The 24,219-nt window shown below is 64.2% G+C and carries 20 protein-coding genes, 1 tRNA gene and 1 pseudogene; 13 read left to right on the top strand and 9 right to left on the bottom strand.

The genetic code is table 11. The features are described 5' to 3' along the window. The gene (locus ACVWZA_RS05275; RefSeq protein ID WP_457310126.1) at positions 1 to 1,395 is read left to right on the top strand and encodes an efflux transporter outer membrane subunit; all 1,395 of its coding nucleotides are present in this window, start codon (positions 1 to 3) and stop codon (positions 1,393 to 1,395) included. Positions 1,396 to 1,632: 237 nt separating this feature from the next. On the opposite strand, the gene ACVWZA_RS05280 is transcribed toward ACVWZA_RS05275, so the two are convergent. Then, positions 1,633 to 1,722: transfer RNA gene (locus ACVWZA_RS05280), tRNA-Ser, on the bottom strand. A 153-nt stretch (positions 1,723 to 1,875) separates the two neighbouring features. On the opposite strand from ACVWZA_RS05280, the gene ACVWZA_RS05285 reads away from it, so the two are divergent. From ACVWZA_RS05285 to ACVWZA_RS05305, 5 genes are all read left to right on the top strand, one after another. Beyond that, the gene (locus ACVWZA_RS05285) at positions 1,876 to 2,901 is read left to right on the top strand and encodes a lytic murein transglycosylase (RefSeq protein WP_457310127.1); all 1,026 of its coding nucleotides are present in this window, start codon (positions 1,876 to 1,878) and stop codon (positions 2,899 to 2,901) included. Further along, positions 2,885 to 3,937: a septal ring lytic transglycosylase RlpA family protein gene (locus tag ACVWZA_RS05290; protein WP_457310128.1), complete on the top strand. Its 1,053-nt coding sequence runs from the start codon at positions 2,885 to 2,887 to the stop codon at positions 3,935 to 3,937. Before ACVWZA_RS05285 ends, ACVWZA_RS05290 begins: the two co-directional genes overlap by 17 nt. 107 nt (positions 3,938 to 4,044) lie before the next feature. Continuing rightward, a complete protein-coding gene (locus tag ACVWZA_RS05295) occupies positions 4,045 to 5,160 on the top strand; it encodes a D-alanyl-D-alanine carboxypeptidase family protein (protein ID WP_457310524.1) in 1,116 nt (371 codons plus the stop codon). After that, positions 5,157 to 5,783: a dTMP kinase gene (gene tmk, locus ACVWZA_RS05300; protein WP_457310129.1), complete on the top strand. Its 627-nt coding sequence runs from the start codon at positions 5,157 to 5,159 to the stop codon at positions 5,781 to 5,783. The genes ACVWZA_RS05295 and tmk overlap by 4 nt, the downstream gene beginning before the upstream one ends. A 10-nt stretch (positions 5,784 to 5,793) precedes the next feature. Beyond that, complete coding sequence (locus tag ACVWZA_RS05305) at positions 5,794 to 6,780, top strand: DNA polymerase III subunit delta' (protein ID WP_457310130.1); 987 nt, start codon at positions 5,794 to 5,796, stop codon at positions 6,778 to 6,780. Here ACVWZA_RS05305 and ACVWZA_RS05310 read toward each other — a convergent pair. Beyond that, on the bottom strand, positions 6,777 to 7,094 hold the full coding sequence (locus tag ACVWZA_RS05310; protein WP_457310131.1) for a hypothetical protein: 318 nt from the start codon (positions 7,092 to 7,094) through the stop codon (positions 6,777 to 6,779). The genes ACVWZA_RS05305 and ACVWZA_RS05310 overlap by 4 nt on opposite strands. Before the next feature lie 247 nt (positions 7,095 to 7,341). Here ACVWZA_RS05310 and metG point away from each other — a divergent pair, with 247 nt between their 5' ends. The 5 genes from metG to mazG are packed head-to-tail and all read left to right on the top strand — an operon-like array spanning position 7,342 to position 11,876. Further along, positions 7,342 to 8,880: a methionine--tRNA ligase gene (gene metG, locus ACVWZA_RS05315; RefSeq protein WP_457310132.1), complete on the top strand. Its 1,539-nt coding sequence runs from the start codon at positions 7,342 to 7,344 to the stop codon at positions 8,878 to 8,880. Next, positions 8,880 to 9,656, top strand: coding sequence for a TatD family hydrolase (locus ACVWZA_RS05320; protein WP_457310133.1), 777 nt, complete (start codon positions 8,880 to 8,882; stop codon positions 9,654 to 9,656). Before metG ends, ACVWZA_RS05320 begins: the two co-directional genes overlap by 1 nt. A gap of 6 nt (positions 9,657 to 9,662) precedes the next feature. Next, the gene (locus ACVWZA_RS05325; protein ID WP_457310134.1) at positions 9,663 to 10,439 is read left to right on the top strand and encodes an MBL fold metallo-hydrolase; all 777 of its coding nucleotides are present in this window, start codon (positions 9,663 to 9,665) and stop codon (positions 10,437 to 10,439) included. Further along, positions 10,436 to 11,074 carry a retropepsin-like aspartic protease family protein gene (locus ACVWZA_RS05330; RefSeq protein ID WP_457310135.1) on the top strand — a complete coding sequence of 213 codons (639 nt, stop codon included), beginning with the start codon at positions 10,436 to 10,438 and terminating at the stop codon, positions 11,072 to 11,074. The genes ACVWZA_RS05325 and ACVWZA_RS05330 overlap by 4 nt, the downstream gene beginning before the upstream one ends. 22 nt (positions 11,075 to 11,096) lie before the next feature. After that, positions 11,097 to 11,876, top strand: a complete 780-nt coding sequence (gene mazG / locus ACVWZA_RS05335; RefSeq protein WP_457310136.1) for a nucleoside triphosphate pyrophosphohydrolase — start codon at positions 11,097 to 11,099, stop codon at positions 11,874 to 11,876. On the opposite strand, the gene hflX is transcribed toward mazG, so the two are convergent. From hflX to dusB, 7 genes and pseudogenes are all read right to left on the bottom strand, one after another. Further along, on the bottom strand, positions 11,857 to 13,149 hold the full coding sequence (hflX, locus tag ACVWZA_RS05340; RefSeq protein ID WP_457310137.1) for a GTPase HflX: 1,293 nt from the start codon (positions 13,147 to 13,149) through the stop codon (positions 11,857 to 11,859). The two genes, mazG and hflX, sit on opposite strands and share 20 nt — an antisense overlap. Further along, a pseudogene (hfq, locus tag ACVWZA_RS05345) lies at positions 13,146 to 13,664 on the bottom strand (RNA chaperone Hfq); the annotation flags it as partial. The gene hflX and the pseudogene hfq, both read right to left, overlap by 4 nt. 107 nt (positions 13,665 to 13,771) lie before the next feature. Continuing rightward, complete coding sequence (ntrX, locus tag ACVWZA_RS05350) at positions 13,772 to 15,145, bottom strand: nitrogen assimilation response regulator NtrX (protein WP_457310138.1); 1,374 nt, start codon at positions 15,143 to 15,145, stop codon at positions 13,772 to 13,774. 3 nt (positions 15,146 to 15,148) lie between these two features. Further along, entirely contained in the window at positions 15,149 to 17,368 is a 2,220-nt protein-coding gene (locus ACVWZA_RS05355; RefSeq protein ID WP_457310139.1) for a sensor histidine kinase, read from the bottom strand. Between the two features lie 52 nt (positions 17,369 to 17,420). Then, a complete protein-coding gene (gene ntrC / locus ACVWZA_RS05360; protein ID WP_457310140.1) occupies positions 17,421 to 18,869 on the bottom strand; it encodes a nitrogen regulation protein NR(I) in 1,449 nt (482 codons plus the stop codon). Then, positions 18,866 to 19,939 (bottom strand): two-component system sensor histidine kinase NtrB, encoded by a 1,074-nt coding sequence (locus ACVWZA_RS05365; protein ID WP_457310141.1) that lies wholly within the window; start codon positions 19,937 to 19,939, stop codon positions 18,866 to 18,868. The genes ntrC and ACVWZA_RS05365 overlap by 4 nt, the downstream gene beginning before the upstream one ends. Positions 19,940 to 19,943: 4 nt before the next feature. Further along, entirely contained in the window at positions 19,944 to 20,945 is a 1,002-nt protein-coding gene (dusB, locus tag ACVWZA_RS05370; protein ID WP_457310142.1) for a tRNA dihydrouridine synthase DusB, read from the bottom strand. Positions 20,946 to 21,644: 699 nt separating this feature from the next. Between dusB and ACVWZA_RS05375 the strand changes: the two genes are divergently transcribed. Further along, entirely contained in the window at positions 21,645 to 22,829 is a 1,185-nt protein-coding gene (locus ACVWZA_RS05375) for a phosphoribosyltransferase-like protein (RefSeq protein WP_457310143.1), read from the top strand. Positions 22,830 to 23,010: 181 nt separating this feature from the next. Next, positions 23,011 to 24,162 carry a reverse transcriptase family protein gene (locus tag ACVWZA_RS05380; protein WP_457310144.1) on the top strand — a complete coding sequence of 384 codons (1,152 nt, stop codon included), beginning with the start codon at positions 23,011 to 23,013 and terminating at the stop codon, positions 24,160 to 24,162. The last annotated feature ends 57 nt before the right edge of the window (positions 24,163 to 24,219 follow it).

The following is a 24,219-nucleotide window of genomic DNA, read 5'->3' on the forward strand; positions in this document are numbered from 1 at the left end:
ATGCGTCGCCTGCCACTCGTCCTGCCACTGGTGCTCGCCGCCTGCACCGTCGGCCCCGATTACCAGCGCCCTGCCGTGTCCGGCGCGTTGGGCGGATGGATTGGACGGACCGATGCCGCTCCGATCGATCCCGCACCCTGGGCGCGACTCAATGACCGGGTTCTGTCTTCGCTGATCGACGACGCGCTTGCCGCCAATCTGGACGTCCAGGAAGCGGTTGCGCGGTTGGGCGAAGCGCGTGCGCTGCGTGATGCCGCCGCCGGACGTGCGCTGCCCCAGGTGGACGCGACCGGCTCGGCGCAGCAGCAGCAGGTGAGCAGGAACGGCCAGCTCCCGGCCGCCAACATCCCCGGCTTCGACCGCAACTACTCGCTGTTCGATCTCGGCTTCGACGCCTCGTGGGAAATCGATCTGTGGGGCGCGACCCGCCGTTCGATCGAAGCCTCGGGGGGACAAGTCGAGGCCGCCGACGCCAGGGCGCGCGACGTGCGTCTGCAAGTGGTCGCGGAAGTCGCCCGGACCTATGCCCAGTTGCGGGGCGCCCAGGCGTCGCTGGCAAGCGCTCGCGAGGATGCCGAGACACAGGCCGGGATCGCCCGGCTTGTCCGCCAGCGCTACCAGGCCGGAGAAGCCGCACGGTTCGACGATGCCCGCGCTGAATCGCAAGCACGCACCGTCGCCGCAGCGATCCCAGGGTTTGAAGCGGACATCCGCGCAGCGACTTACAGCCTCGCGACCTTGACCGGCCGGCCACCGGAAGCGCTGCTGACATTGCTCGACGCCGCACGGCCCATGCCGTCTCCACCAGAAAATGTTGCGCTTGGCCTGAGGAGCGACGTGCTCCGTCGTCGCCCCGACGTGCGTGCCGCCGAAGCCGACCTCGCGGCGGCCACCGCCAATGTGGGCGTCGCCACCGCCGACCTGTTTCCGCGCTTCTCGCTGACCGGCAGCTTCGGCCAGCAAGCGCGCGAACCCGGCAACCTTGGTTCGTCGGACAGCACCCGCTTCCAGATCGGTCCGTCATTCCGCTGGCCGATCTTCGATGCCGGTCGTGTGCGCGCCAATATCCGCGCCGCCGATGCGCGCGCCGACCAGGCGGCAGCACGCTATACCAAAGCTGTCCTCTCCGCCCTTGCCGATAGCGAAACCGCGATCAATCGTTATACCGCAGCACAGGCAATCGTGAAGGATCGCGAGGCGGCTGCGTCCGGGAGCGCAACGTCGCTCGACCTGGCCCGCCAGCGCTATCGTGCCGGTGAGGACGATCTCCTGACGCTGCTCGACACTCAATCGGCCTATACCGAAGCCGACCGTGCCGCGGTGCAGGCGCGCCAGCAGGCGCTGATCGACTATGTCGCGGTGGTAAAAGCGCTAGGCGGTGGACTGAATGAATAAGCAGCACCGTGCCAAACGGAAGCGCGCACCGGTGTTGATTGCACGATCGAGGTAGGCCGTTGATGGCGCACGCGAGCCGTCTCGTCGGTGGCGCATGGAACGAGCGGAAGGTTGCGCTTGGCAGTCTGCGAGGACGCCACCAATCTGGCTTTTGCGATGATCATCGCCGCGCATCCCGAATTCGGTCCCGGATGTGGCGTGCGTTCGGTGGGATCGGTTCGCACTTCTGTTCCGAAGTGGCGGAGAGGGTGGGATTCGAACCCACGGTGAGCGTGAACCCACGGCGGTTTTCAAGACCGCTGCCTTAAACCACTCGGCCACCTCTCCGCGTGTTGTGGCGCTTAATGCGCCGGGGCGGCGAAGCGCAAGCCCGGAATAGGGTGTGAACCAGCGCCACTTTGTGCTCCAGGCACGACCATCGGAGGTTTGTGTCGCGGCAACGCTGTGGCAAGATCAACCGATGCCGGGGATAATGATCAAATGAAACAATGGTTCGGGGCGGTGCTCGCTGCCTGGGTATGTGTAATGTTCGGCGGATCGGCTCATGCCCAGGATGAGGCCGGCTTCCAGGATTACCTCGTCACCCTCCGGGCTCAGGCACAGGCACAGGGCGTGAGCCGTGCGACGCTCGACGCGGTGATGCCCACTCTGACGCTCAATACCCGGGTAATCGAACTCGACCGCGCCCAGCCGGGTGCCAATCCCAATGCCGGGGTGCCCAATTTCGCGCCGTACAAGGCGCGCCACGTCGATGCATCGCGGATCAATCGCGGCCGTGCCGCCTATCAGGCGCAACGCTCGCGCCTGCAGCGGATCGAGCGCGAGCTCGGCGTACCCGAATCGGTCATGGTTGCGATCTGGGGACACGAAACGAATTACGGCGCCGTGATGGGCAATTTCGATCTGGCGCGTGCACTGGCAACGCTTGCCTATGAAGGCCGCCGCCGTGAGCTGTTCTCGGCGGAGTTTATTGCGACGTTGCAGATGATGGATCGCGGCCTGCCACGCAGCAAACTGCAGGGCAGTTGGGCGGGCGCGACCGGCGGGCCGCAGTTCCTGCCGTCGATCTACATCCGCCTCGCCCGGGATGGCGACGGCGACGGCAAGGCCGATATCTGGGCCAGCGATGCCGATACCCTGGCATCGATCGGCAATTATTTCGCCAATGCCGGCTGGCGGCCAGGCCAGCCCTGGGGCCTGGCGGTGACCGTGCCGACCGGGTTCGATCGGAGCATGATCGCTAACCGGACGCTCTCGCCGCGCTGCCCCCGGGTGTTCGAGCGGCATAGCGGGTGGAAGACGATGGCCGAATGGCGTGCGCTCGGCATCGCGCCGCAAACCGCAAGCTGGCCGGGCGACCGGGTGCTGGCGACCTTGCTCGAACCCGATGGCCCGGGAAAAACCGCGTATCTGCTAACCGGAAATTATCGGGTCATCCTCGATTATAACTGCTCGAACTTTTACGCACTTTCAGTCGGGCTACTCGCGGATGCAGTTGAACAGTAAATTGATCGCCGGATTTACGCTGCTCCTCGCCGGGTGCGGCGGGGGCGGGGGATATCAGGGCGCGCCACGGCTCGCCAATCCGACAATAGCGATGGTCGATCAAGCCCCGCTGACGGCGGTATTGCAGGATACAGCCTATGGCGCGGGCCGAGGGGCGGCGTATGCCCCGCCGCTGCCGGATAGCCCGGTGCCGGTCCAGCAGGCGTCCGTGCCGATTCCCGCCGACATGCCCACAGGCAATGGCCCGCGCGGCACGTCCGGCGAGCAACGCTATGACGCGGTCGGTTATGCCAGCTGGTATGGAGAGGAAATGGGCGGCGGACGCACCGCATCCGGCCAGCCTTTCGATCCCGCCGCGATCACCGCCGCGCACAACAGCCTGCCGCTCGGCTCGTTCGTCGAGATCACCGCGCTCGACACCGGGCGGACGATCGTCGCGATCGTCAACGATCGCGGTCCCGGGTCGAGCGATCGGCTGATCGATCTTTCGCGCGGCGCGGCGCAATTGCTCGGCATCACGGCGCTGGCACCGGTGCGCGTCCGGCTGATCAACCCGTCGCCCCCGGATCAGATGGCGCTTAGTCAGGGAAGGGCTGCGTCGCCGCGAATCGATGCACCGCAATCCTTGCTGGTGGCGCTACGCCACAAATTACCGACTCGGTCGGCACCCGTTACCATTGGCCGGTCGGCGGCACCACATCAGGCAATGCCCAGAGTGGCGTCGCCGCGCGCGACACCGCCACGCCAGGCGCCAGGGGTGGGCTATGCCGCGCCCGATACGGCCCCACGCCAGCCGCAGGCGGCGCCGAGGCCCGGCGTGCGGGGCGGTCCGGGCCTTTATGTCCAGGTTGCCGCGCTCTCGAACGCTGCGCGCGCGCAGTCGCTCGCCGCAAGCCTGGGTGGGCGAGTCGAGCAGGCCGGCTCGATCTTCCGCGTGCAGATTGGACCGTTTGCAAACAACGCTTTGGCGCAACGCGCACGTGACGATGTCGCCCGACGTGGTTATGGGGATGCTAGGATCGTGAAAACGAACTGAGTCACCCCTAGCGTCACGGACTGCTCATGAAGAAAATGCTGCCCCAGAAACTGGCGAAAAAGCTCACCGCCGCTTCCATTCTCGCCCTAGTCCTGGCCAACCCCGGCATGGCCGCCGCCCCGGATTTCCCGACCCCGGCACCGGTCGCCTATCTGACCGATCTGTCGTCGGGCGCGGTGTTGTACGCCAAGGACCCCGACCGGCGCATGCCGCCCGCGTCGATGGCGAAGATGATGACGGTGTATGTTGCGTTCGACATGCTGAAGAAGGGCGAGCTCAAGCTCGACCAGCAGTTCGAAGTGCGGCCCGAAACCTGGAAGCAGTGGCACGGCCCGGCAGCGGGCTCGACCATGTTCCTGTCGACCGGCGAAATGGTCAGCGTGGAGAATCTGCTCAAGGGCATCGTCACATTGTCGGGCAACGATGCCTGCGTCGTGCTGGCGGAGGGCATTTCCGGCACCGAAGCGGCTTTCACCGAGCGGATGAACCGCGCGGCCAAGGATCTCGGCCTGACCAATAGCCATTTCGGCACGTCCAATGGCTGGCCGGACAATGGCGTGACCTATGTCACCGCACGCGACCTTGCCAAGCTGGCCGCGGCGACGATCAAGGACCATCCGGGATTTTACAAGAAATTCTATTCGCTGCCGAATTTCACCTGGGGCAAGACACTGGGCGCGGGCGCGGACATTACCCAGGCCAATCGTGATCCGCTGCTCGGCCGCGTCGCCGGCGCCGATGGGCTGAAGACCGGACACACCGACGAGGCCGGTTATGGTTTCACCGGGTCGGCCGAACAGAATGGGCGCCGCCTGGTCATTGTGATGGCCGGACTGACCAGCTCAAACCAGCGGATCGAGGAATCGGTCAAGTTCATGAACTGGGGCTTCCGCGCCTGGCAGGCCAAGCCGATCGTCGCCAAGGGCCGCAAGGTCGAAAGCGCCGAGGTCCAGCTTGGCGATGCCAGCACGGTCGATCTGATCGCACCGGCGAACCTCACCGCGACCCTGCCTGCGGGCGCCGTGCCCGACATCCAGCTCCGCGTCGTCTATGACGGGCCGATCAAGGCGCCGATCAAAGCCGGTCAGCATATCGCCGACCTGGTCGTGATGACCCCCGATATGCCACCACAGCGCCTGCCGCTGGTCGCCGGCAAGGATGTCGGCGAAGCGGGCTTTTTCGGCCGTGCCTGGGCCGGCCTGATGGGCCTGTTCGGCGGGTGAGGGGCCGCTTCATCTCGCTCGAAGGCGGCGAGGGGGCGGGTAAATCGACTCAAGTCCGGCGCCTCGCCGAGGTGCTGGACGCGCGCGGGATCGAGACGCTGGTGACGCGCGAACCCGGCGGCAGCGAGGGCGCGGAGGCGATTCGCGGGTTGCTGATGCAAGGTCCGGTCGCGCGCTGGAGCCCGCATAGCGAGGCGCTGCTGTTTGCGGCGGCGCGTGCGGACCATGTCGAAAAGCAAATTCAGCCCGCGCTTGGCGCCGGGAGCTGGGTGATCTGCGATCGTTTCATCGATAGCAGCCGTGCCTATCAGGGCGTCGCTGGCGGAATTGACGACGCGGCAGTGCTGGCGCTGCACGGGTTCGGGTCGCGCGGCCTGCTGCCCGATCGCACCTTCGTCCTCGAAGTGCCGCTTGACCAGGGTCGGGCGCGAGCGGATGACCGCGACGGCGCCGCGGCGGACCGCTTCGCGGCGCGCGGCGACGATTTTCACGCTCAGGTCGCCAAGGCGTTCCGAGGCTATGCCGAGCACGAGCCCGACCGGATGCGCCTGATCGACGCATCGGGCTCGCCCGAGGCGGTGACCGAGGCATTGCTCGCCGGCCTGGCCGATTTGCTGCCATGAGCCGTTTACGATGATGGGGCCAATCGGCAATGACGCCGCTCATGCCGCCTTTGCCTCGGCGATGGCGGGCGGGACATTGCATCACGCGTGGCTGTTCGCCGGGCCCGAGGGCGTCGGCAAGGCAAGCTTTGCGCGGATCGCGGCTTTGCGCCTGCTGGCCGAAGGCGCGAACCCCGGCATGCTGCCACCCGGTTACGATGTGCCTGAGATCGATCGTACACGATCGTTGATCGCGGCCGGCTCGCATCCCGACTATCGCGAATTGTCACGCCAGCCCAAGGACCCCGACAAGCCCGGCCAAGATCTCGCGCGGAGCATCCCGATCGCTCAGGTCCGCGCGCTCGGCCCGATGTTCGCGACCACCCCGTCCATGTCCTCGCGTCGCGTGGTGCTGATCGATGCGATCGACGAGGTCGAGCGGCCGGGCGCATCGAATGCGTTGCTCAAGAGCCTGGAGGAACCGCCGGCCGGCACGATCTTTCTGCTGATCAGCCATGCGCCGGGGCGCCTGCTGCCGACGATCCGCTCGCGCTGCCGCCTGCTGCGCTTCGATCCGCTCGATGACGCTGCGATGGAGCGCGTACTGCGCGCACAATTGTCCGATGCCAGCGCTGCCGAGATTGCCGCGCTGGTGAAGGCGGGGCAGGGATCGCCCGGTCGCGCATTGGGTTTTGCCGGCCTCGACATGGCGGCGCTCGACACGGCGCTGACCGGAATTGCGAAAGACGGCGACCCGAGCAATGCCCAGCGCGCCAAGCTGGCCAAGCTCCTCGCGCCCAAGGCCGCGCAGTCGCGTTACGAGGCGTTTCTGGACCGCGCCCCCGCGTTTATTGCCGCCGCCGCCCCCGCGAAGCGCGGTACCGCGCTGCAGACGGCCTTGAACAGCTACGATGCCGCTCGCGCGCTATCGGCCAGCGCACGCGGCCTGTCGCTTGATGCTCAGGCGACGGTGTTCGAAATGGCCGGGCTGGTCGCCACGCTGGCCGAGCGAGGCTAAATCAGCGCGAAGCCGCGATTGTTGTTCGTCATGTCAAAGAGCCGAACGGCGGTCCGAGAGGTGCCGTTGGGGATGGTGCTAACGGTTGGACGGGCGCGGTTGAATCGACGGAATTGTCCGTTCGGAATCGCGTTTCCGGTGCTCCGCGTGGTGATGCGAATTTCCCGGAGCTGCGGGTATTTCTGCGGGAAGAGTTTTTTTTGGCGGTTCTTCGGGAAGCTGCGGGAAAAACTGCGGGAAATTTGATGAAACCGCACGGGAATTTGTTGGAGATCCTGCGGGAATATCGGGAGGGATGGGGCGGAAGTCATCATCGGCTCGATTCCGGGCCTGTCGATTCAAATGGTCGGTCGGATAGGCTTTATCCGTAATGCGCAAGGTGCGTCACGGGGCGCAGAGATGATCACATCAGGCGAGCGATGTGAATCGAGCCAGCATGCGGTGGTGGGCGATATTCGGGGCGACCAGACATTCAGTTCATCGCCATGTCGGCAAACGAAGCGAGAAGATCGATCGGCCTAAGGCTTCAATTGCGCTGCTCCCTGTTCTAGGGACTGCGGCATGGCCGACCCTTATTACATCACCACCGCGATCAGTTATCCCAATGGACGCCCGCATATCGGCCACGCCTATGAGGCGATCGCGACCGACGCGATCGCGCGTTACCAGCGCCAGCTCGGGCGCGATGTGCGTTTCCTGACCGGGACCGACGAGCATGGCCTGAAGATGGTGCAGGAGGCGCGCAAACGCGACCTCGCGCCACGCGCACTTGCAGATGAAATGAGTGGTCATTTCAAGGCGATGGCCGATGTTCTGAGCATCTCCTACGACCGCTTCATCCGCACCAGCGATGCCGATCATTACCATGCGAGCCAAGCGATCTGGCGTGCGATGGAGGTGGCCGGCGACCTGTATCTGAGCCGTTACGAAGGCTGGTATTCGGTGCGCGACGAGGCGTTTTACGACGAATCTGAACTGGTCGAGGGGGAGGGCGGCAAGCTCTCGCCACAGGGTACGCCGGTCGAATGGACCGAGGAGGAGAGCTGGTTCTTCCGCCTGTCAAAATATCAGCAGCCTTTGCTCGACCTTTATGCTGCCGATCCCGATTTCATTCGGCCCGAGGGACGGCGCAATGAAATCCTGCGCTTCGTCGAGGGCGGCCTGTCCGATCTATCGGTATCGCGCACCAGCTTCGACTGGGGCGTACCGGTACCGGGCAGCCCGGGGCATGTGATGTATGTCTGGGTCGACGCGCTGACCAATTATCTGACCGGCGCGGGTTACCCCGACGATCTCGAGCAGATGGAGCAGTTCTGGCCAGCCAATCTGCACGTTATCGGCAAGGATATCGTGCGTTTTCATGCCGTTTACTGGCCAGCCTTCCTGATGAGCGCCAACCTGCCGCTGCCGCGCGCGGTGTTCGGTCATGGCTTCCTGCTCAATCGTGGTGAGAAGATGTCGAAGTCGGTCGGCAACGTCACCGACCCGATAGAGCTGGTCGAGCGTTTCGGTGTCGATGCGCTGCGCTATTTCCTGCTGCGCGAAGTCAGTTTCGGCCAGGACGGCAGCTATTCGGAAGAAGCGATCGTCACGCGCTGCAACGCCGATCTCGCCAATAATCTCGGCAATCTCGCGCAGCGTTGCCTGTCGATCATTGCCAAGAACTGCGATGGCCTCGTGCCGGCCGCTGGCGAGCGCACGGCGGCGGAGGACGGCTTGCTCGCCAGCGTCTCCGCGGCGGAAGACGGTATGCACGTGGCGATGAAGGATCTGGCGCTGCACAACGCGCTCGACGCGATCTGGGCCGCGGCGCGTGACGCCAACCAGTATTTCGCCGATCAGGCGCCATGGAGCGTGCGCAAGACCGATCCGGCGCGCGCCGATACGATCCTGTATCACACGGTAGAGGCGATCCGCCGCATCGCAATCCTTGCGCGCTGGGCGATCCCGGGCGGAGCGGACAAGCTGCTCGACCTGCTCGCGCAAAAGCATGACGAGCGCAATTTCGAGGCGCTTGGCTGGCCGATCGGCGCTGGTGTCGCGCTACCGGCGCCGGTCGGCGTGTTCCCGCGGCTCGAATTACCGATGGAGGTCGATTGATGCTCGCCGACAGCCATTGTCACCTGAATTACAAGGGGCTGGCCGAGGATCAGGCTGCGGTGCTCGATCGCGCCCGCGCGCGCGGCGTGACCGCGATGCTCAATATCGCGACACGAGAGAGCGAATGGGATGATGTGCTGGCCACGGCCGAGCGCGAGCGTGACGTCTGGGCGACGGTCGGCATTCATCCGCACGAGGCGGATCAGCACGCGCATGTCGACACGGCCAAGCTGGTCGATCGCGCACGCCATCCGCGCGTCGTCGGGATTGGCGAGAGCGGGCTGGATTATTATTACGAGCATAGCGACCGCGAGCGGCAGCAGGTCAGTTTCCGCGCGCATATCGCCGCAGCGCGCGAAACCGGGCTTCCGATCATCGTCCATACGCGTGACGCCGAGGACGATACCGCGACGATCCTGCGCGATGAAATGGGGAAGGGGGCCTATCCTGGCGTCATCCACTGCTTCACCGCGAGTGGCGCGTTCGCCGATATCGCGCTCGACCTGGGCTTCATGATCTCGATCTCGGGGATCGTGACATTCAAGAACGCAAAGGATCTGCAGGAGACGGCGGCGCGCCTGCCGCTTGAGCAATTGCTGATCGAGACCGACGCACCGTTCCTCGCGCCCGTTCCGCATCGCGGCAAGACCGGCGAACCCGCGTTCGTCGCCGATACCGCGCGCTTCCTGGCCGATCTGCGCGGCGAGACGGTCGAGCAGCTCAGCGAAGCGACGGCGCGCAATTTTCATCGGCTGTTCGCCAAGACGCGAGCCTGACGAGGCGTGAAGGTTCGCATCCTCGGATCGGGCACTTCGTCCGGCGTACCGCGGATCGGCTCCAATCAGGGTGGGGATTGGGGCGCGTGCGACCCGAACAATCCGCGCAATCGCCGGACCCGCGCATCGATCATCGTCGAAACGGTGACGACTCGAATCCTGGTCGATACCAGTCCCGATATGCGCGAACAGTTGCTGGCGGCCGACGTGTCCGACATGGATGCGGTGATCTGGACGCATGATCACGCCGATCATTGCCACGGCATCGACGATCTGCGGCAAATCTATCATGCCAGGGGTCTCCCGGTACGCGGTCTGGCGAGAACGGCGACACTCGCGGCGCTCACCGACCGCTTCGCTTATGCCTTTAGTGGCCGGGACGGTTATCCGCCGACAGTCGCGGGCGAGATTCTGCCCGACGCGATTCAGATCGGCGATATATCGATCCGCGTCGTCGATCAGCCGCACGGCAACATCGAATCCGCCGGGTTACGCTTCGAACACCAAGGTAGGTCGATCGGATATGCAACCGATTTCAATATCTTAAGACCTGATATGCGATCATTGTATCAGGATCTTGATATCTGGGTGGTCGATGCGCTGCGGCGTTTTCCACATCCGACGCATCCGGAATTAGCGGCGGTCCTGGAATGGATTGAACAATTACGGCCGGGACGGTCTGCGCTGATCCATATGGACCAATCGATGGACTATGCCACATTGGTTGCCGAACTGCCCGACGGAGTCGAGCCGGGCTATGACGGATTGGAACTCACAGCGTGACCAGCGGCCAGTCTGCCAGCTTTATCTTCAGCCTGCTGTGCCTGGTGCTGGCGGTCAGCGCACTGGGTGGCCGGCGCATTCCGCTCGGCTTCGCCGTCAAATCGGCGCTGGCCTGGGCGGCTATTATCGGCATGGTCTATATCCTGGTCGCTCACCGTGTCGCGATCGTCAACGGGTTCGGCGCGGTCGAGCATTGGGCGAGCCTCGGCAAGCAACAGACCGACGGCAAGACCATCCGCATCGCGCAGAGCGATGACGGCCATTATTACGCACGGGTCACGATCAATGGCGTCACACGGTCGATGCTGATCGATAGCGGCGCGACGACCATCGCACTGTCCGAGGCGACCGCCAATGCCGCAGGTGTCGAGTTCGACAAAAGCAGCGATCCGGTTCAGCTCGAAACCGCCAACGGCATGGTCGATGCGTGGCGCGCCAAGATCAAGCAGTTGGATATCGATGGGCTGCACACGAAAGACATAAAGGCAGTGGTTTCGCCGAGCTTCGGCGAGATGGACGTGATCGGGATGAATTTTCTGTCGCGGTTGCGGTCGTGGCGCGTGGAGAATGGCACACTGATGCTCGAGCCGATGAAAACGGAGGGGCCCGCCGATACGGATGCTGATTTAACATAATGTATATTATCGGACTTAGATCATGAGCGACGAGCAGGGCTCCCCTACAGCGATCGATCGCCCGATGGATCGTCTCGTGACGATCATGGCGCGGCTGCGCGATCCGGTTGGTGGCTGCGAATGGGACAGCGTGCAAACCTTCGCGACGATCGCACCGTACACGATCGAGGAAGCCTATGAGGTCGCCGATGCGATCGGCCGTGGCGATATGGCCGATCTCAAGGACGAACTCGGCGATCTGCTGCTCCAGGTCGTGTTCCACAGCCGTATGGCGGAGGAAGCCGGCCTGTTCGCACTACCCGACGTGGCGACTTCGATCAGCGACAAGATGGAACGACGGCACCCGCATATCTTCGGCGACGCGGCTGAGGGCGGTCATTATCTGTGGGAGCAGATCAAGTCCCAGGAGCGGGCGGCAAAGGGGGAATCAAGCACGCTGGATGGTGTCGCAATCGGCCTCCCCGCCCTGCTCCGTGCCGAGAAGCTGCAGAAACGCGCGGCGCGTACCGGATTCGACTGGCCCGATGCGGCGGGACCGCGTGCGAAAGTGATTGAGGAGATCGCCGAGATCGATGCCGCCACCGTCGATCAGCGCGAGGAAGAAGTTGGCGACCTGCTTTTTTCAGTGGTCAACTGGGCGCGGCATCTCGGAGTCGACCCCGAAGCGGCGTTGCGCACGGCCAATGCCAAGTTCGAAACGCGCTTCAAGGCGATGGAGGCGGATGCCGGCGACAGCTTTGCCGGGCTCGATCTCGATTCGAAGGAAGCTTTATGGCAGGCGGTCAAACGCCGCGCTGACTAAACCGGTCATAATCGCGTGGCGACATGCGTACCTGATAGATCGCCTGTTCACCTTCAACCGCTTGCTCGATCACTTCGCCATGCGCATGCAGCCAGGCCGCGCCAGCGCCATCGGCTGAATCCAGCGTAATGTTGTAACGCCGATGATTCTGCGTCAGCATCGCCGCGACGGTCTGGATCAGAGTATCGACCCCTTCCCCGCTCAATGCCGAAATCGCGACCACATCGTCGCGGCGCTCCGCTTCGCCGAGCAATTCTGTGCGTTCGTCATGGTCGAGCAGGTCGAGCTTGTTCCACGCCTCAAGCCGCGGCGTTTCCGGCGCGACGCCGATTTCCTGCAGGACCGCTTCGACGTCGGTGCGTTGTGCGATGGTATCGGGATGAGCGATGTCGCGGACGTGGATCAGCACATCGGCCGAGATGACCTCTTCCAATGTCGCCTTGAACGCGGCGACGAGCTGGGTTGGTAGCTCCGAGACGAAACCCACGGTGTCCGACAGAATTGCCTTGTCGAGTCCGGGCAAGCTGATCTGCCTTAATGTGGGGTCGAGCGTTGCGAACAACAGGTCTTCCGCCATGACGTCAGCACCCGTCAAGCGATTGAAAAGCGTTGATTTCCCCGCGTTGGTATAGCCGACCAGCGCGATCACCGGCCAGGGCGCGCGCTGGCGGCGTTCGCGGTGCAGACCGCGCGTGCGGCTGACCTGTTCGAGCTCGCGCTTCAATCGCGCCATCCGGTCGCGGATCAGCCGGCGATCGGCCTCGATCTGCGTTTCACCCGGCCCGCCGAGAAAGCCGAAACCGCCGCGCTGGCGCTCGAGATGGGTCCAGCTGCGCACCAGCCGCCCCGCCTGATAATCGAGATGCGCCAGTTCGACCTGCAGCCGCCCTTCGGCGGTCGCGGCGCGTTCGCCGAAAATCTCGAGGATCAGCCCGGTCCGGTCGATGACCTTGGCACCGAGTTCCTTTTCGAGATTACGCTGCTGCACCGGGGTCAGCGAGGCGTCGAACACGACGAGCTCGGCTTCCTCCATCCGCACGGTCGCGGCGAGCATCTCGACCTGGCCGCTGCCGAGCAGGGTCGAGGGGCGCGGCGCACGGACGCGGTAGGAGATTTTCTCCGCGACGATCACGCCGATCGCTGCGGCCAGCCCGGCCGTTTCCTCCAGGCGCGCGGCTACGTCCCGCGAGGAGGCACCATGTTCGGGAAACACGATAACAGCACGGGCACCACGCGAGAATTCATCGCGATCACGTTCAAAACCTGTGGTCAATCTTCGTCACTATCCGTTGTTTCGTCAGCCAAATTCAGCGGGTGCGCCGGCTGGATGGTGGACACGGCATGCTTGTAGACGAGCTGCGACATGCCGTCGCGCTGGAGCAGCATGCAGAACAGGTCGAACGCCGCGATCTGGCCCTGAAGCATGACGCCATTGACCAGGAACATGGTCACATTGTCGTCCGACTTGCGCACCGCGTTGAGGAAAATCTCCTGCAGCAGCGGCGTGCGTTTCTGCGCCTCGCCGACCGCATTGACGATCGCGGCGACATCGACCGCGCCCGACGGCATGATCGTCGAGATGGCGTGTTTGTAGATCAGCTGCGACTGGCCGTCACGGCGCAGCAATACCGAGAAATTGTCGAACCAGGTGACGATCCCCTGCAGTTTCACGCCCTTGACGAGAAACATCGTCACCGGTGTCTTCGACCGGCGCAGCGCGTTGAGGAAAAGATCCTGGAGAGAAGTTTGCTTGTCGGCCATCGGTCGATCCTTTGTTCTTGGCGGAAGTTTACCGCATTGCGCCGGTTCCCGGCGTCAGATGGGCGCTATCTGGCACCTTTCGCTAATCTAGGGATGAGACATCCTCGCGTCCACTGGTCGCGAATGAATTCGATTTAATCCTCGCGCGTCTCGGTGATGCCGAGCAGCTTCAGTTTGCGGTGCAACGCCGAGCGCTCCATCCCGATAAAGTGCGCGGTGCGCGAGATATTGCCCGAAAAGCGCCTGATCTGAACACGAAGATATTCGCGCTCGAACGTTTCGCGCGCCTCGCGCAACGGCGACCCCATGATCGCGTTGGTTCCCCCACCCATCTCGCCCGGCTCGCCCAGCACTTCGGCCGGCAACAGGTCGAGATCGATCCGTCCGATCCGGTCACCCGGCGCGAGGATGATCGTGCGTTCCACCACGTTACGCAGCTGGCGGACATTGCCCGGCCATTCATAGGATTGCAGCGCGACCATAGCGTCGGGCGCGATTTCCGGCGTCGGCACACGCCGTTCGGAGGCGTAGTGCGCCATGAAATGATTGACCAATGCCGGGATATCCTCGCGCCGTTCGCATAGGCCAGGGATGAGTACCGGCACGACGTTCAGGCGATAGTAAAGATCCTCACGGAACCGTCCCTCGGCGATTTCCTGTATCAGGTCGCGCGAAGTCGCCGAGACGACACGGACATCGACCCTGACGATGCGCTGGCCACCGACGCGGCTGAAGCTCTGATCGGTCAGCACGCGCAGGATTCGTGCCTGGGTCGCGATCGGCATATCGGCGATCTCGTCAAGGAACAGCGTGCCGCCATGTGCCTGTTCGAGCAGGCCGGGGCGGACGATACCCCCGCTCTCCTCCACGCCGAACAATTCCTCCTCGACCCGCTCGGGCGTCATGCGCGCGGCACTGACGATGACAAACGGCGCATCGGCGCGCTGGCTCCAGCCGTGGAGCAGGCGCGCGGCGACTTCCTTGCCGACGCCGGCGGCGCCCATCACCAGCACGCGGCTGCCGGTCGAGGCGACCCGCTTCAGGGTCGCGCGCACGCCATTGATCGCGGTCGAGCTGCCGGTCAGGTCACTGTCGCGGCCAACCGTCGCGCGGAGCGAGGCGACTTCGCGGCGCAGGCGCTCGGTTTCGGTCGCGCGCGCGACCATCAGCAACAGCCGTTCGGCCTCGAACGGCTTTTCGATGAAGTCGGCGGCGCCGCGGCGGATCGCGGCGACAGCGGTATCAAGATTGCCATGGCCGGATATGACCAGCACCGGGATCGACGGATCACGGCGCTTCAGTTCGTCGAGCAATTCGAGCCCGTCGAGCCGCGATCCCTGCAGCCACACGTCGAGCAGCACCAGCGACGGTCGGCGCGCCGCGATCGCCTCGAGCGCGGCGTCACTGTCCGCCGCGCTGCGCGTTTCATAACCTTCGTCTTCGAGCACGCCCGAGACGAGTTCGCGGATATCGCGTTCGTCGTCGACGATAAGGATATCGAGTGCCATTGGTCAGGTCCGATTTCGTGTGAGTTCGGTGGGGCGACGATCGTCGCTGTCGACGGCGCGGGCGTCCGCGCCATCGCCGGCATCCAGCGCAGACAATGCCGCCGCGTCGAATGTCATGGTTACGAGTGTGCCCCCGCCGTCCCGGTCGCCAAACGAGATCGTGCCGCAATGCTCCTCGACGATCTTGTTGACGATCGCCAGGCCAAGGCCGGTGCCGCGCGCGCGCGTCGTCATATAGGGCTCGACGATCCGGTCTCGGGCCGCCGGCAGGCCCACGCCATTGTCGGCAATCCGGATCACGATCGAACGGCCATTTTCGCCGTTCAGCGTCATGGTGATTTCGCCCGTGGCTTCGCTGTTCGCCGCCTCGATCGCCTCGACCGCGTTCTTCACGATGTTGGTCAGCGCCTGACCGATCTGACGGCGATCGCACACCAGTTCCATGCCGGGCTGGTCGTTGATCAGTGCGAAGCGGATCGCCGGATGCGCCACCTCGTGCAGGAACAGCGTCTGCTTGGCGATGTCGCCGATCGATTCGGGCCGGAACAGCGGCTTGGGCATGCGCGCGAAGGAGGAGAATTCGTCGACCATGCGGCGCAGATCGCCGACCTGACGGATGATCGTCTCGGTCAGTCGTGAGAACGTCCCGTCGTCGCTCGCGATCTGCTTGGCGTAACGGCGCTGCAGCCGTTCGGCGGCGAGCTGAATCGGGGTTAGCGGGTTCTTGATCTCATGCGCGATGCGCCGCGCGACATCCGACCAGGCGGCGCGGCGCTGATCGAGCAATTGCTGAGTGATGTCGTCGAAGGTCAGGATCGGCCCGTCCTCGGATCGCGCGATCTTGACCGCAAGCGTCTTCGCCTCGCCGCCGGCATCGATCTCGACGATCGCGTCGCGCGCGTCGCTGCCGATCAACGCGGCCAGTTCGGGTGAAACGACGCTGAGTTGGCGGCCCACCGGATTGCTGTCGCCGGTGTTGAGGAATTCGGTCGCCGAGCGGTTGATCAACCGGATCGTGCCGTCGATGGTGATCGAGACGACGCCGGCCGACACACCCGACATCACCGCTTCGATCAGCGCGCGGCGGCTTTCGAGCGCGCCAGTCTGTTCTTCGAGCCGCCCGGTCATCTGGTTGAAGGCATTGGCCAGCGTGCCGACCTCATCCTCCGTCTTGGGCGCGGGCACGCGCGCGGTCAGGTCGCCGTCGCTGACCCGGCGCGCGGCGGCGACCAGCTCGCCGACCGGGCGCACCAGCCGGTCGGCCACGGCGAGCGCGATCCACACCGCAATGCCGACGATCAGCAGCGAAATGCCGAGCAAAGCGGCATTGAAGCGCAATTGCAGCGCGCGCGAACGCGACTGCAGCACGCGATAATCGGCCAGAATGGCGTCGCCACGCTTGAGCTGCGCCGCCAGTTGCTCGTCGAACACCTTGGCGGTGTAGAGATAGGTGTGGTTGCCATAGTCGAGCGGGACGACGGCGCCGGTCCGGTCCTTATCCTGAATAGAAACATAGGGTGCGCCGCGATCAATATCGTCCATCATCTGGACCGTGACCACATTCCGGAGCGGACGGTCATACGGGTTCAGTACGACCAGTGGATCTTCTTCGTCTCTGCGTAGAATCATCGCTTCCGACAGTTCTCGCCGGTAAGTCTGGATGAAGAGCGCTTCGCTGAATTTTCGACTGTCGATCGGCAGCTGGCGCAGGTCAGCGGCCAGGTCACCGCTCATCGTCCTGGTCTGGTCAGCGACGCGGCTAAGCTCTCGCTGGTAATTCTCGCGCACCAGCGTGCTCGCATTTTCCAGCATCCCGCGCGCCCGATCCGACGACCAGAATTCGACACCATATTGGAACAGCAGCGACGCGAAGATCACCACCAGCAGGGTCGGCACCGCAGCGACCGCCGAGAACATTGCAACCAGCTGGACATGAAGCCTTCCACGCCCGCGCAGCGGCGATTGCGCCGCGCGCTTCATCGCCACGCGACGCCCGAGCAGCACCATGAGCGCGATTCCCGGAAGCAGGTTCGCGACCAGCAACAGCGCGATGATCGTCGGGGTCAGCGAGCGTTGTGGCGCCTCGCCACCGGTCACGACAAAATAGGTGCCGACCGCGATCGCGATCGCACCGCCCAATACGAGCAGCTCGACAAACGGCGTGACACTGAACCGTCGGTTCGGCGTTTTCAGCTCAGTCGAAGGTGCCAATCCGGCGTGCATCGTGTCTTTGATACAACGATATAGTTGTAATTAGAACACAGATTCTAACCTCTCAGCCGATATCGGCCTCGGCCGACCGCCCAGCGGTGGGGTCGATACCCAGCATATCGAGGCGTTTTCTCAATGTGTTGCGATTGATTCCCAGCGCGCGCGCGGCACGCAGCTGATTTTGGCCGTGACGAGCCAGCATCGCTTCGATCAACGGCCGCTCCACCTCGCCGATGATGCGGTCGTAAAGCGACCCGTCATCGAGCGCCGCCGGTTCCTCGCGCGCCATGCGTTCGAGTCGCGCGCGCACCGCCGCCTCGATTCCGGGATCGCCTTCGAGGACCGCCAGCGTCGCGGCATTGCCGCCGAGCATCGCGCGCACCTCGTCCGCGTCGATCCGCTCGTCGCGGCTGAGCACCGCCATGCGCCGCATGATATTTTCGAGTTCACGAACATTGCCCGGCCAGTCGTAATTCTCCAGCGCGACGATCGCGGCTGGATCGAGCTGTTTGCGCGGCAAGCCGCTCTCCGCCGCTTTATCGAGGAAATGCCGGGCGAGCAGCGCGATATCCTGCCGCCTCGCTCTGAGCGCGGGCAGCATGACGGGCACGACGTTGAGACGGTAGAACAGATCCTCGCGAAATTGCCCGCCGCTGACCAGTTGCGCCAGTTCGCGATTGGTCGCAGCGACGATGCGGACATCGGCGCGGATCGTGCGCGCGCCGCCAACGGTGGTGAATTCGCCCGATTGCAGCACGCGGAGCAGCCGTGTCTGCGCCTCCATCGGCATGTCGCCGATCTCATCCAGGAACAGCGTGCCGCCCGCTGCCTGCTCGAAGCGGCCGGCGGATCGCGCCTGTGCACCGGTGAATGCGCCGCGCTCATGACCGAACAGCTCGGCCTCGATCAGTTCGCGCGGGATCGCCGCCATGTTCAGCGCGACGAACGGCGAGCGACGACGCGTGCCGAGATCATGGATTGCGCGCGCGACCAGTTCCTTGCCGGTGCCGGATTCGCCCGAGATCAGCACCGTCAGATCGTTAGACACGACCCGGGCAATCACGCGGTAGACGTCCTGCATGGCAGGCGACCGGCCGATCAGCGGCAGCGCGCTATCCTCCGCATCGACCGATACGAACGGTGCGCCCTGCCGTCGCGCCAGCGCGCCCTGTACAGCACGCGACAGAGCGTCGAGGTCGAACGGTTTGGGCAGATAGTCATAAGCGCCGACCTCGTTGGCGCGCACCGCGGTACTCAGCGTATTCTGTGCCGACAGCACGATCACAGGCAGCTCAGGATGCTCGGCGGTCAGCCGTGCGACCCGGTCCAGGCCATTGCCGTCGGGCAGCACCACGTCCGAGATCAGCACATCGGGCAGCTTGATCGCCAACTGGACATCGAGCTCGGCCAATGTCGCCACCGTCATGACGTCATAGCCCGCTCGCCGCAGCGATTGCGCGACGACGGTACGGATCGCGGTATCGTCGTCGAGAACCAGGATGGAGCCGATCATGAACTTCCTCTCGGCAACAGGATGCGGAAGACGGTCGCTTCGGGCATCCCCTCGCGGGCATATTGGATGATCCCGCCCATGTCGCGGACCAGCTTGTCGACCAGAGCGAGGCCAAGCCCTTGCCCCTCCGGCTTGCCCGAGATGAACGGGTCGAACAGATGGTCGGCGATGTCGGCCGGCGCGCCGGGACCGTTGTCGATCACGCAGATCTCAATCGGCAAGGGCTGACGCGGGCGGCCCGGCGCGGCGCTCACCGCCATGCCGTGGCGAAAGGCGGTGGACAGCGTGATGCGCGCATCGGCCTGCTGCACCATCGCCTCCGACGCGTTCTTGAGCAGGTTGAGGATCACCTGGAGCATGGCGTCACGATCGACCAGGGCCGGCGGCAGCGACGGATCGAAGCGTTCCTCGATGGTGACGTCGCGCGCGAAGCCGGCCAGCGCCACGCGACGGGCATGATCGAGCAGCGGATAGATGTTCTCAGGCAGCGGGTTGAGCGGGCGTGTGTCGGTGAAATCCTGCATGCGGTCGATCAGCGCCGCGATGCGATCGACTTCGGTGGTGATCAGGGTGGTGAGCTCCTCCGCCCCCTCCCCGCCGCCGGCGAGCAGCTGTGCCGCGCCGCGGATGCCCGAGAGCGGGTTTTTGATCTCATGCGCGAGCATCGCCGCCGCGCCGACCGCGGCGCGCGCGGCGGAGGCGCGGTCCGCGCTATGCCCCATGCGACGCGACGCGGCAGCGTGATGCAAGGTGATTGTCCGCCAGCCTGGATAATCGGCGACCAGGGTTTCGATGAAATCCACTCGCACCCGCCCTGCCCGCGCGGTTTCGACCTCGATATCGAACGCGGCAAAACCATGGCTGTCACGGCCGTTATCGGCGCGCGGCGAGTGCAACACCGATTCGAGCGGCTGGCCGATCATCGCTCGCTCAGACAGGTTGAGCAGCGTCTCGCAATCGGCATTGGCATGGGCGATCCTGCCTTCGGGATCGACGATCAGCACCGCCACCGGCAGCGCGGCGAACAGATGCGAGAATTCCGGACCGGCAACATTGTCCGGCGCGGTCATGACGTCACGCTGCCGCCTGGGTACGCCAGGGCGCGTAGAATTCCGCGAGCATCGCCTGCACGACCTTGGGGTCGGCGATCTGGTTGACGCGGTTACGGAACTCGGCCGAGCCGTGCAGCCCGCGCGTGTACCAGCCGATATGTTTGCGCGCCATGTTGACGCCGGTTTCGATGCCATAGTGTGCGAGCATTTCATCATAATGCTCTGCGATGACGTCATATTGTTCCGAGACAGTCGGATCGGGCAAGCGCCGACCGCTGGCGAACCATTCCATCACCTGCGCGAGCAGCCATGGCCGGCCATAGGCGCCACGACCGATCATCACGCCATCCGCACCGGACTGTTCGAGCGCCGCCTCGGCATCCTCGATCGAACAGATATCGCCATTGGCGATCACCGGCACGCTCACCGCGTCCTTCACCCGGCGGATGAACGCCCAGTCGGCGCTCCCTTTGTACATCTGGTTACGGGTGCGGCCATGCACAGTGATCAGCTTTACCCCAAGATCCTCGGCGATGCGCGATAATTCCGGCGCGTTGAGGCTGTCGTGACACCAGCCCATGCGCATCTTCAGCGTCACCGGCACGCTGACCGCATCGACCACGCCCCGAATGATCGCGCCGGCATTGTCGAGATCGCGCATCAGTGCCGATCCGGCATCGCCATTGGTCACCTTGCGCACCGGGCAGCCCATATTGATATCGATGATCGCGGCGCCGCGATCCTCGCTCAGCTTCGCCGCCTCACCCATTTCAAAAGGCGTGCATCCGACCAGTTGCATCGACACCGGATCCTCAATCGGATCCCACGCGGCCTTTTGCAGTGACTGACGCGTTTCGCGGATCGCCGCCTGGCTTGCGACCATTTCAGTCACGTTGAGGCCCGAGCCATAGCGGCGCACGAGTTTGCGGAACGGCATATCGGTCACGCCCGTCATCGGCGCGAGCACGACGGGGCGTTCGATCCGGACGGGTCCGATCTGGATGGGGGATAGAGTTGCTGTCATGATGTGCCTGAAAAACGGGCAGTAGGGGAAATGGGTGGGGATGGCAAGGTTGGTGGGTGCGGGGGCGTGCGTGGTCATATCGCTGCTATTGATCGATAGCGGTGAAACTTGATGACCGGGATTGGGCCGATTGCAGACGGGCGGGTTCAGGCGCGCCAATGTGGATAGCCGCCGTTCGGGCTCGCCCGATTGGCGGGCAGTTAGCGACCAGCTTACGCCGTTTCAGCGCGGATTCGTGATGGCAGCTCGCGCCCGAACCAGCCATTCATAAGGTTGATAGCTTCCCAGCAGCAAGGCGCCAAAGCTGCCACTCCGATCGACTTTGCGCCCCATCGCTAGTCGGGCCTCGCCGGTCACGCGGCTGCGCGCGTGCAGCCGCCGTGCCGCAGTCCACGCGGAAAACGCTGGGCGGGCTGGAGGCGATCGTCGCAGGCAACCGCGTAGGCCAAACTCTCGGTCGAGTTCTGATCGACTTCAGCGACCAAGAGGCCGACAAACTGATGTCTTCGATGAGGACCGGCAATTGCATCCGGCCAACGCGCTGCGCATGGTCGTTCTGACGAGGGGTGTCCGCATGGTCTAGGCTGGGAGCTGATTAGGAGATGCACGCCCCCGTCCGGTCTGGTGAGGCGAGGTGCAAACGGATTTAGACGACCAGCTTCTCTGGATTTCCATCTTCAATGAATCCAAGGTGGCGGCTTGAAACGCATCGACCATCCGCGCGTAGCCAAATGGCTGGAAAACTTCACGCCTGCAAGGCGCGAGACGGCGATGTTGCTCGTCGACGGCCTGCGACTTGTGAGCAGCACGGATCTGCGTCGCGAGCTTGGCGACCTGGTCGCAGACCTTGCCGCACGCCTCCCAGGCCCTGTCGCGGCTTTCCCGGCACGCGAGGTGCCAAAGGGCGAATCCGCCCATGCCGAAGGGCGTGACGGAGGTTACGCCATCATCGAGCCCGCCCTCCCGGGTAGCGAGGCGGTCATCGCCAACGTGATCCGTGGCGTTCAACGGCAGCCGGCTTCGGCGACAGCTATCTTGCCAGCGCTCGATCTGCCCCTCATGCGAGGAACGAGGGCGCCCACCATTCTCCTTGTCGATGATTTTTCGGGGTCAGGATCCCAAATTCTGAAGTTCGATCGCGCGCTACGTCGCCACGCTACCATTCGCAGCTGGACGTCCGGCGGTTTCCTCACCGTCCATGTTGCCGCATACGCAGCAACCCAGAAAGCGATCGCGCGGCTAAGGCGCCGTTTTGGCGACCAGAACGTGCACATCCTGCATGCCTGTCCGACTTTTGCCGGAGCCGGTTGGACTCCCGAGCAACTGGCGGAAGTCGAGGCACTATGCCGAGGGGGTCCCCCGCGACCCGGTGGCTCAAAGCGGGGGCGTTTTCCGAAGCGCAAGAAATCGCGGAAAATCGATTGGACGTTCGGCTTCGAGAATAGTCGGGCCTTAATCGCTTTCGAGCATACTGCCCCGAATAATATGCCGCAGGTCTTATGGAAGGTCTTTGATGGCTGGAATAGCCTGTTCGAGTACAAGGCGGTGCCGCGCGACCTGCTCGGTCTGTTCCAGATGCGGCCTGGTCCTCCGCAGGAACCGCACGCGGGCGCCGAGGGAGCGAAGCGCCTCGGTGCCATCATCGAACTGATCGCCCACCGAGTGAAGCGGCCGGAGCAGATCGCCGAAACGGCTGACGTCTCGATCGCCGAGGCGAAGCGCCTTCTGGCGCTTGCCCGCTCCCTGAATCTGGTAGGCGCTTCGGGGCGCCTGACAGACGCGGGAATGGTCGAACTGGCACGTCGCCGCGCCGTTCAGCCGACACCGGTCTTGCCGAACCACAACGATCCCTACTATCCAACGCAGTTGAGGGCGGAACGGTGATCATCCAGCCTCCCGCCGGCCGTGAGGCCAGACATTGCTCCGGGGTTCTCGGAGCGGGCTGGTGCGTCGCACTTCGCCTGGGAGAAGGCATCGCCGTGATCGGCCAGGGTGAAGCGGACTCAGGGACCTACGTGGCCTGGCCACGTCCGCTCCACCTCGGCCTCAATCTGAGTCAAAGTGGTTGATCGCCGTTTCGCCCCACACGTACCGGACCGAAGGCTTGAGGCGGGGACGCTCGCTCGAAACGCTCGACAACGCGCTGATCCAGTCGCAGCCGCCAGAAACCGCCGGGGCGCCGGCGATCCTGACGCTCGCTCATCTCGCCTTCCGCACAGACATCTCACGGCATTGGCTGCGACACGCGGTGGCAAGTCGGACTGGCGAGCATTATCGTGATTTCACGATCAGCAAGCGCTCTGGCGGTGGTCGCCGGATCGCGGTCCCGGATCCGAACCTCATGGCGGTTCAGCGCTGGATCGTCCGCGAAATCCTTCGCGGTCGCCACGTCCATGAGATCAGCCACGCCTATGCAAAAGGAAGCTCGATCGTGAAATGCGCCAGCCAGCATGCCGGCGCCGGCTGGCTGCTCAAGCTGGACATCCACGATTTCTTCGAGAACATCCCGGAGCGGAAGGTCTACCGGGTCTTCCGCGAAATCGGCTACCAGCCGCTGGTATCGTTTGAGCTCGCTCGACTGTGCACCAGACCATGGGTCAATCCGCCTGATGAGTCGGTGAAGCGTCGGTCGGTCGCAAATCCTCAGAGGCGCGGACCTGCATTCTATGCCCGGGACTACACGGGCTATCTTCCACAAGGTGCTCCCACCAGCCCGATGCTGTCGAACCTCGTCTGCCGCCGGCTCGACATAGAGCTCGCCGCGCTGGCCAAGCGCACGGGGCTTGTCGTTACCCGCTATTCCGACGACATAACGTTTTCGGGCTCGGCTTCGGGGTTCGATCGGGCACTCGCGATGTCGCTGGTCGAAGACGTTCGTACCGCGCTCTCAAAGCACGGCTTCCGCCTTCACGAGCGCAAGATCTCGGTCGTGCCACCGGGCGCGCGCAAAGTGGTACTGGGCTTGCTGGTCGACCGCGATCGACCGCGGCTTACTCGCGATTTCCGACAAAAAGTCACGGATCATGTGCGCGGCATCGAGAAATTTGGCCTCGCACGGCATGCGGCCACCCGGAAGTTCGATGCGATGACCGGAATGGTCGAACATATCGCGGGCCTGATCCGGTTCGCTGGCCATGTCGACTCGGGGTTTTCGGACCCTCTGCGACTGCGCTTCGAGGCTGCTCTGGCGCAACAACACTGGACGCCCTCATACTGAGGGCGGTCCTATCGGGTGCGAACCGCATTCTGACGCCCCATGCATTTTGGAGGTACA

The organism is Sphingomonas sp. UYAg733, assembly GCF_054057355.1.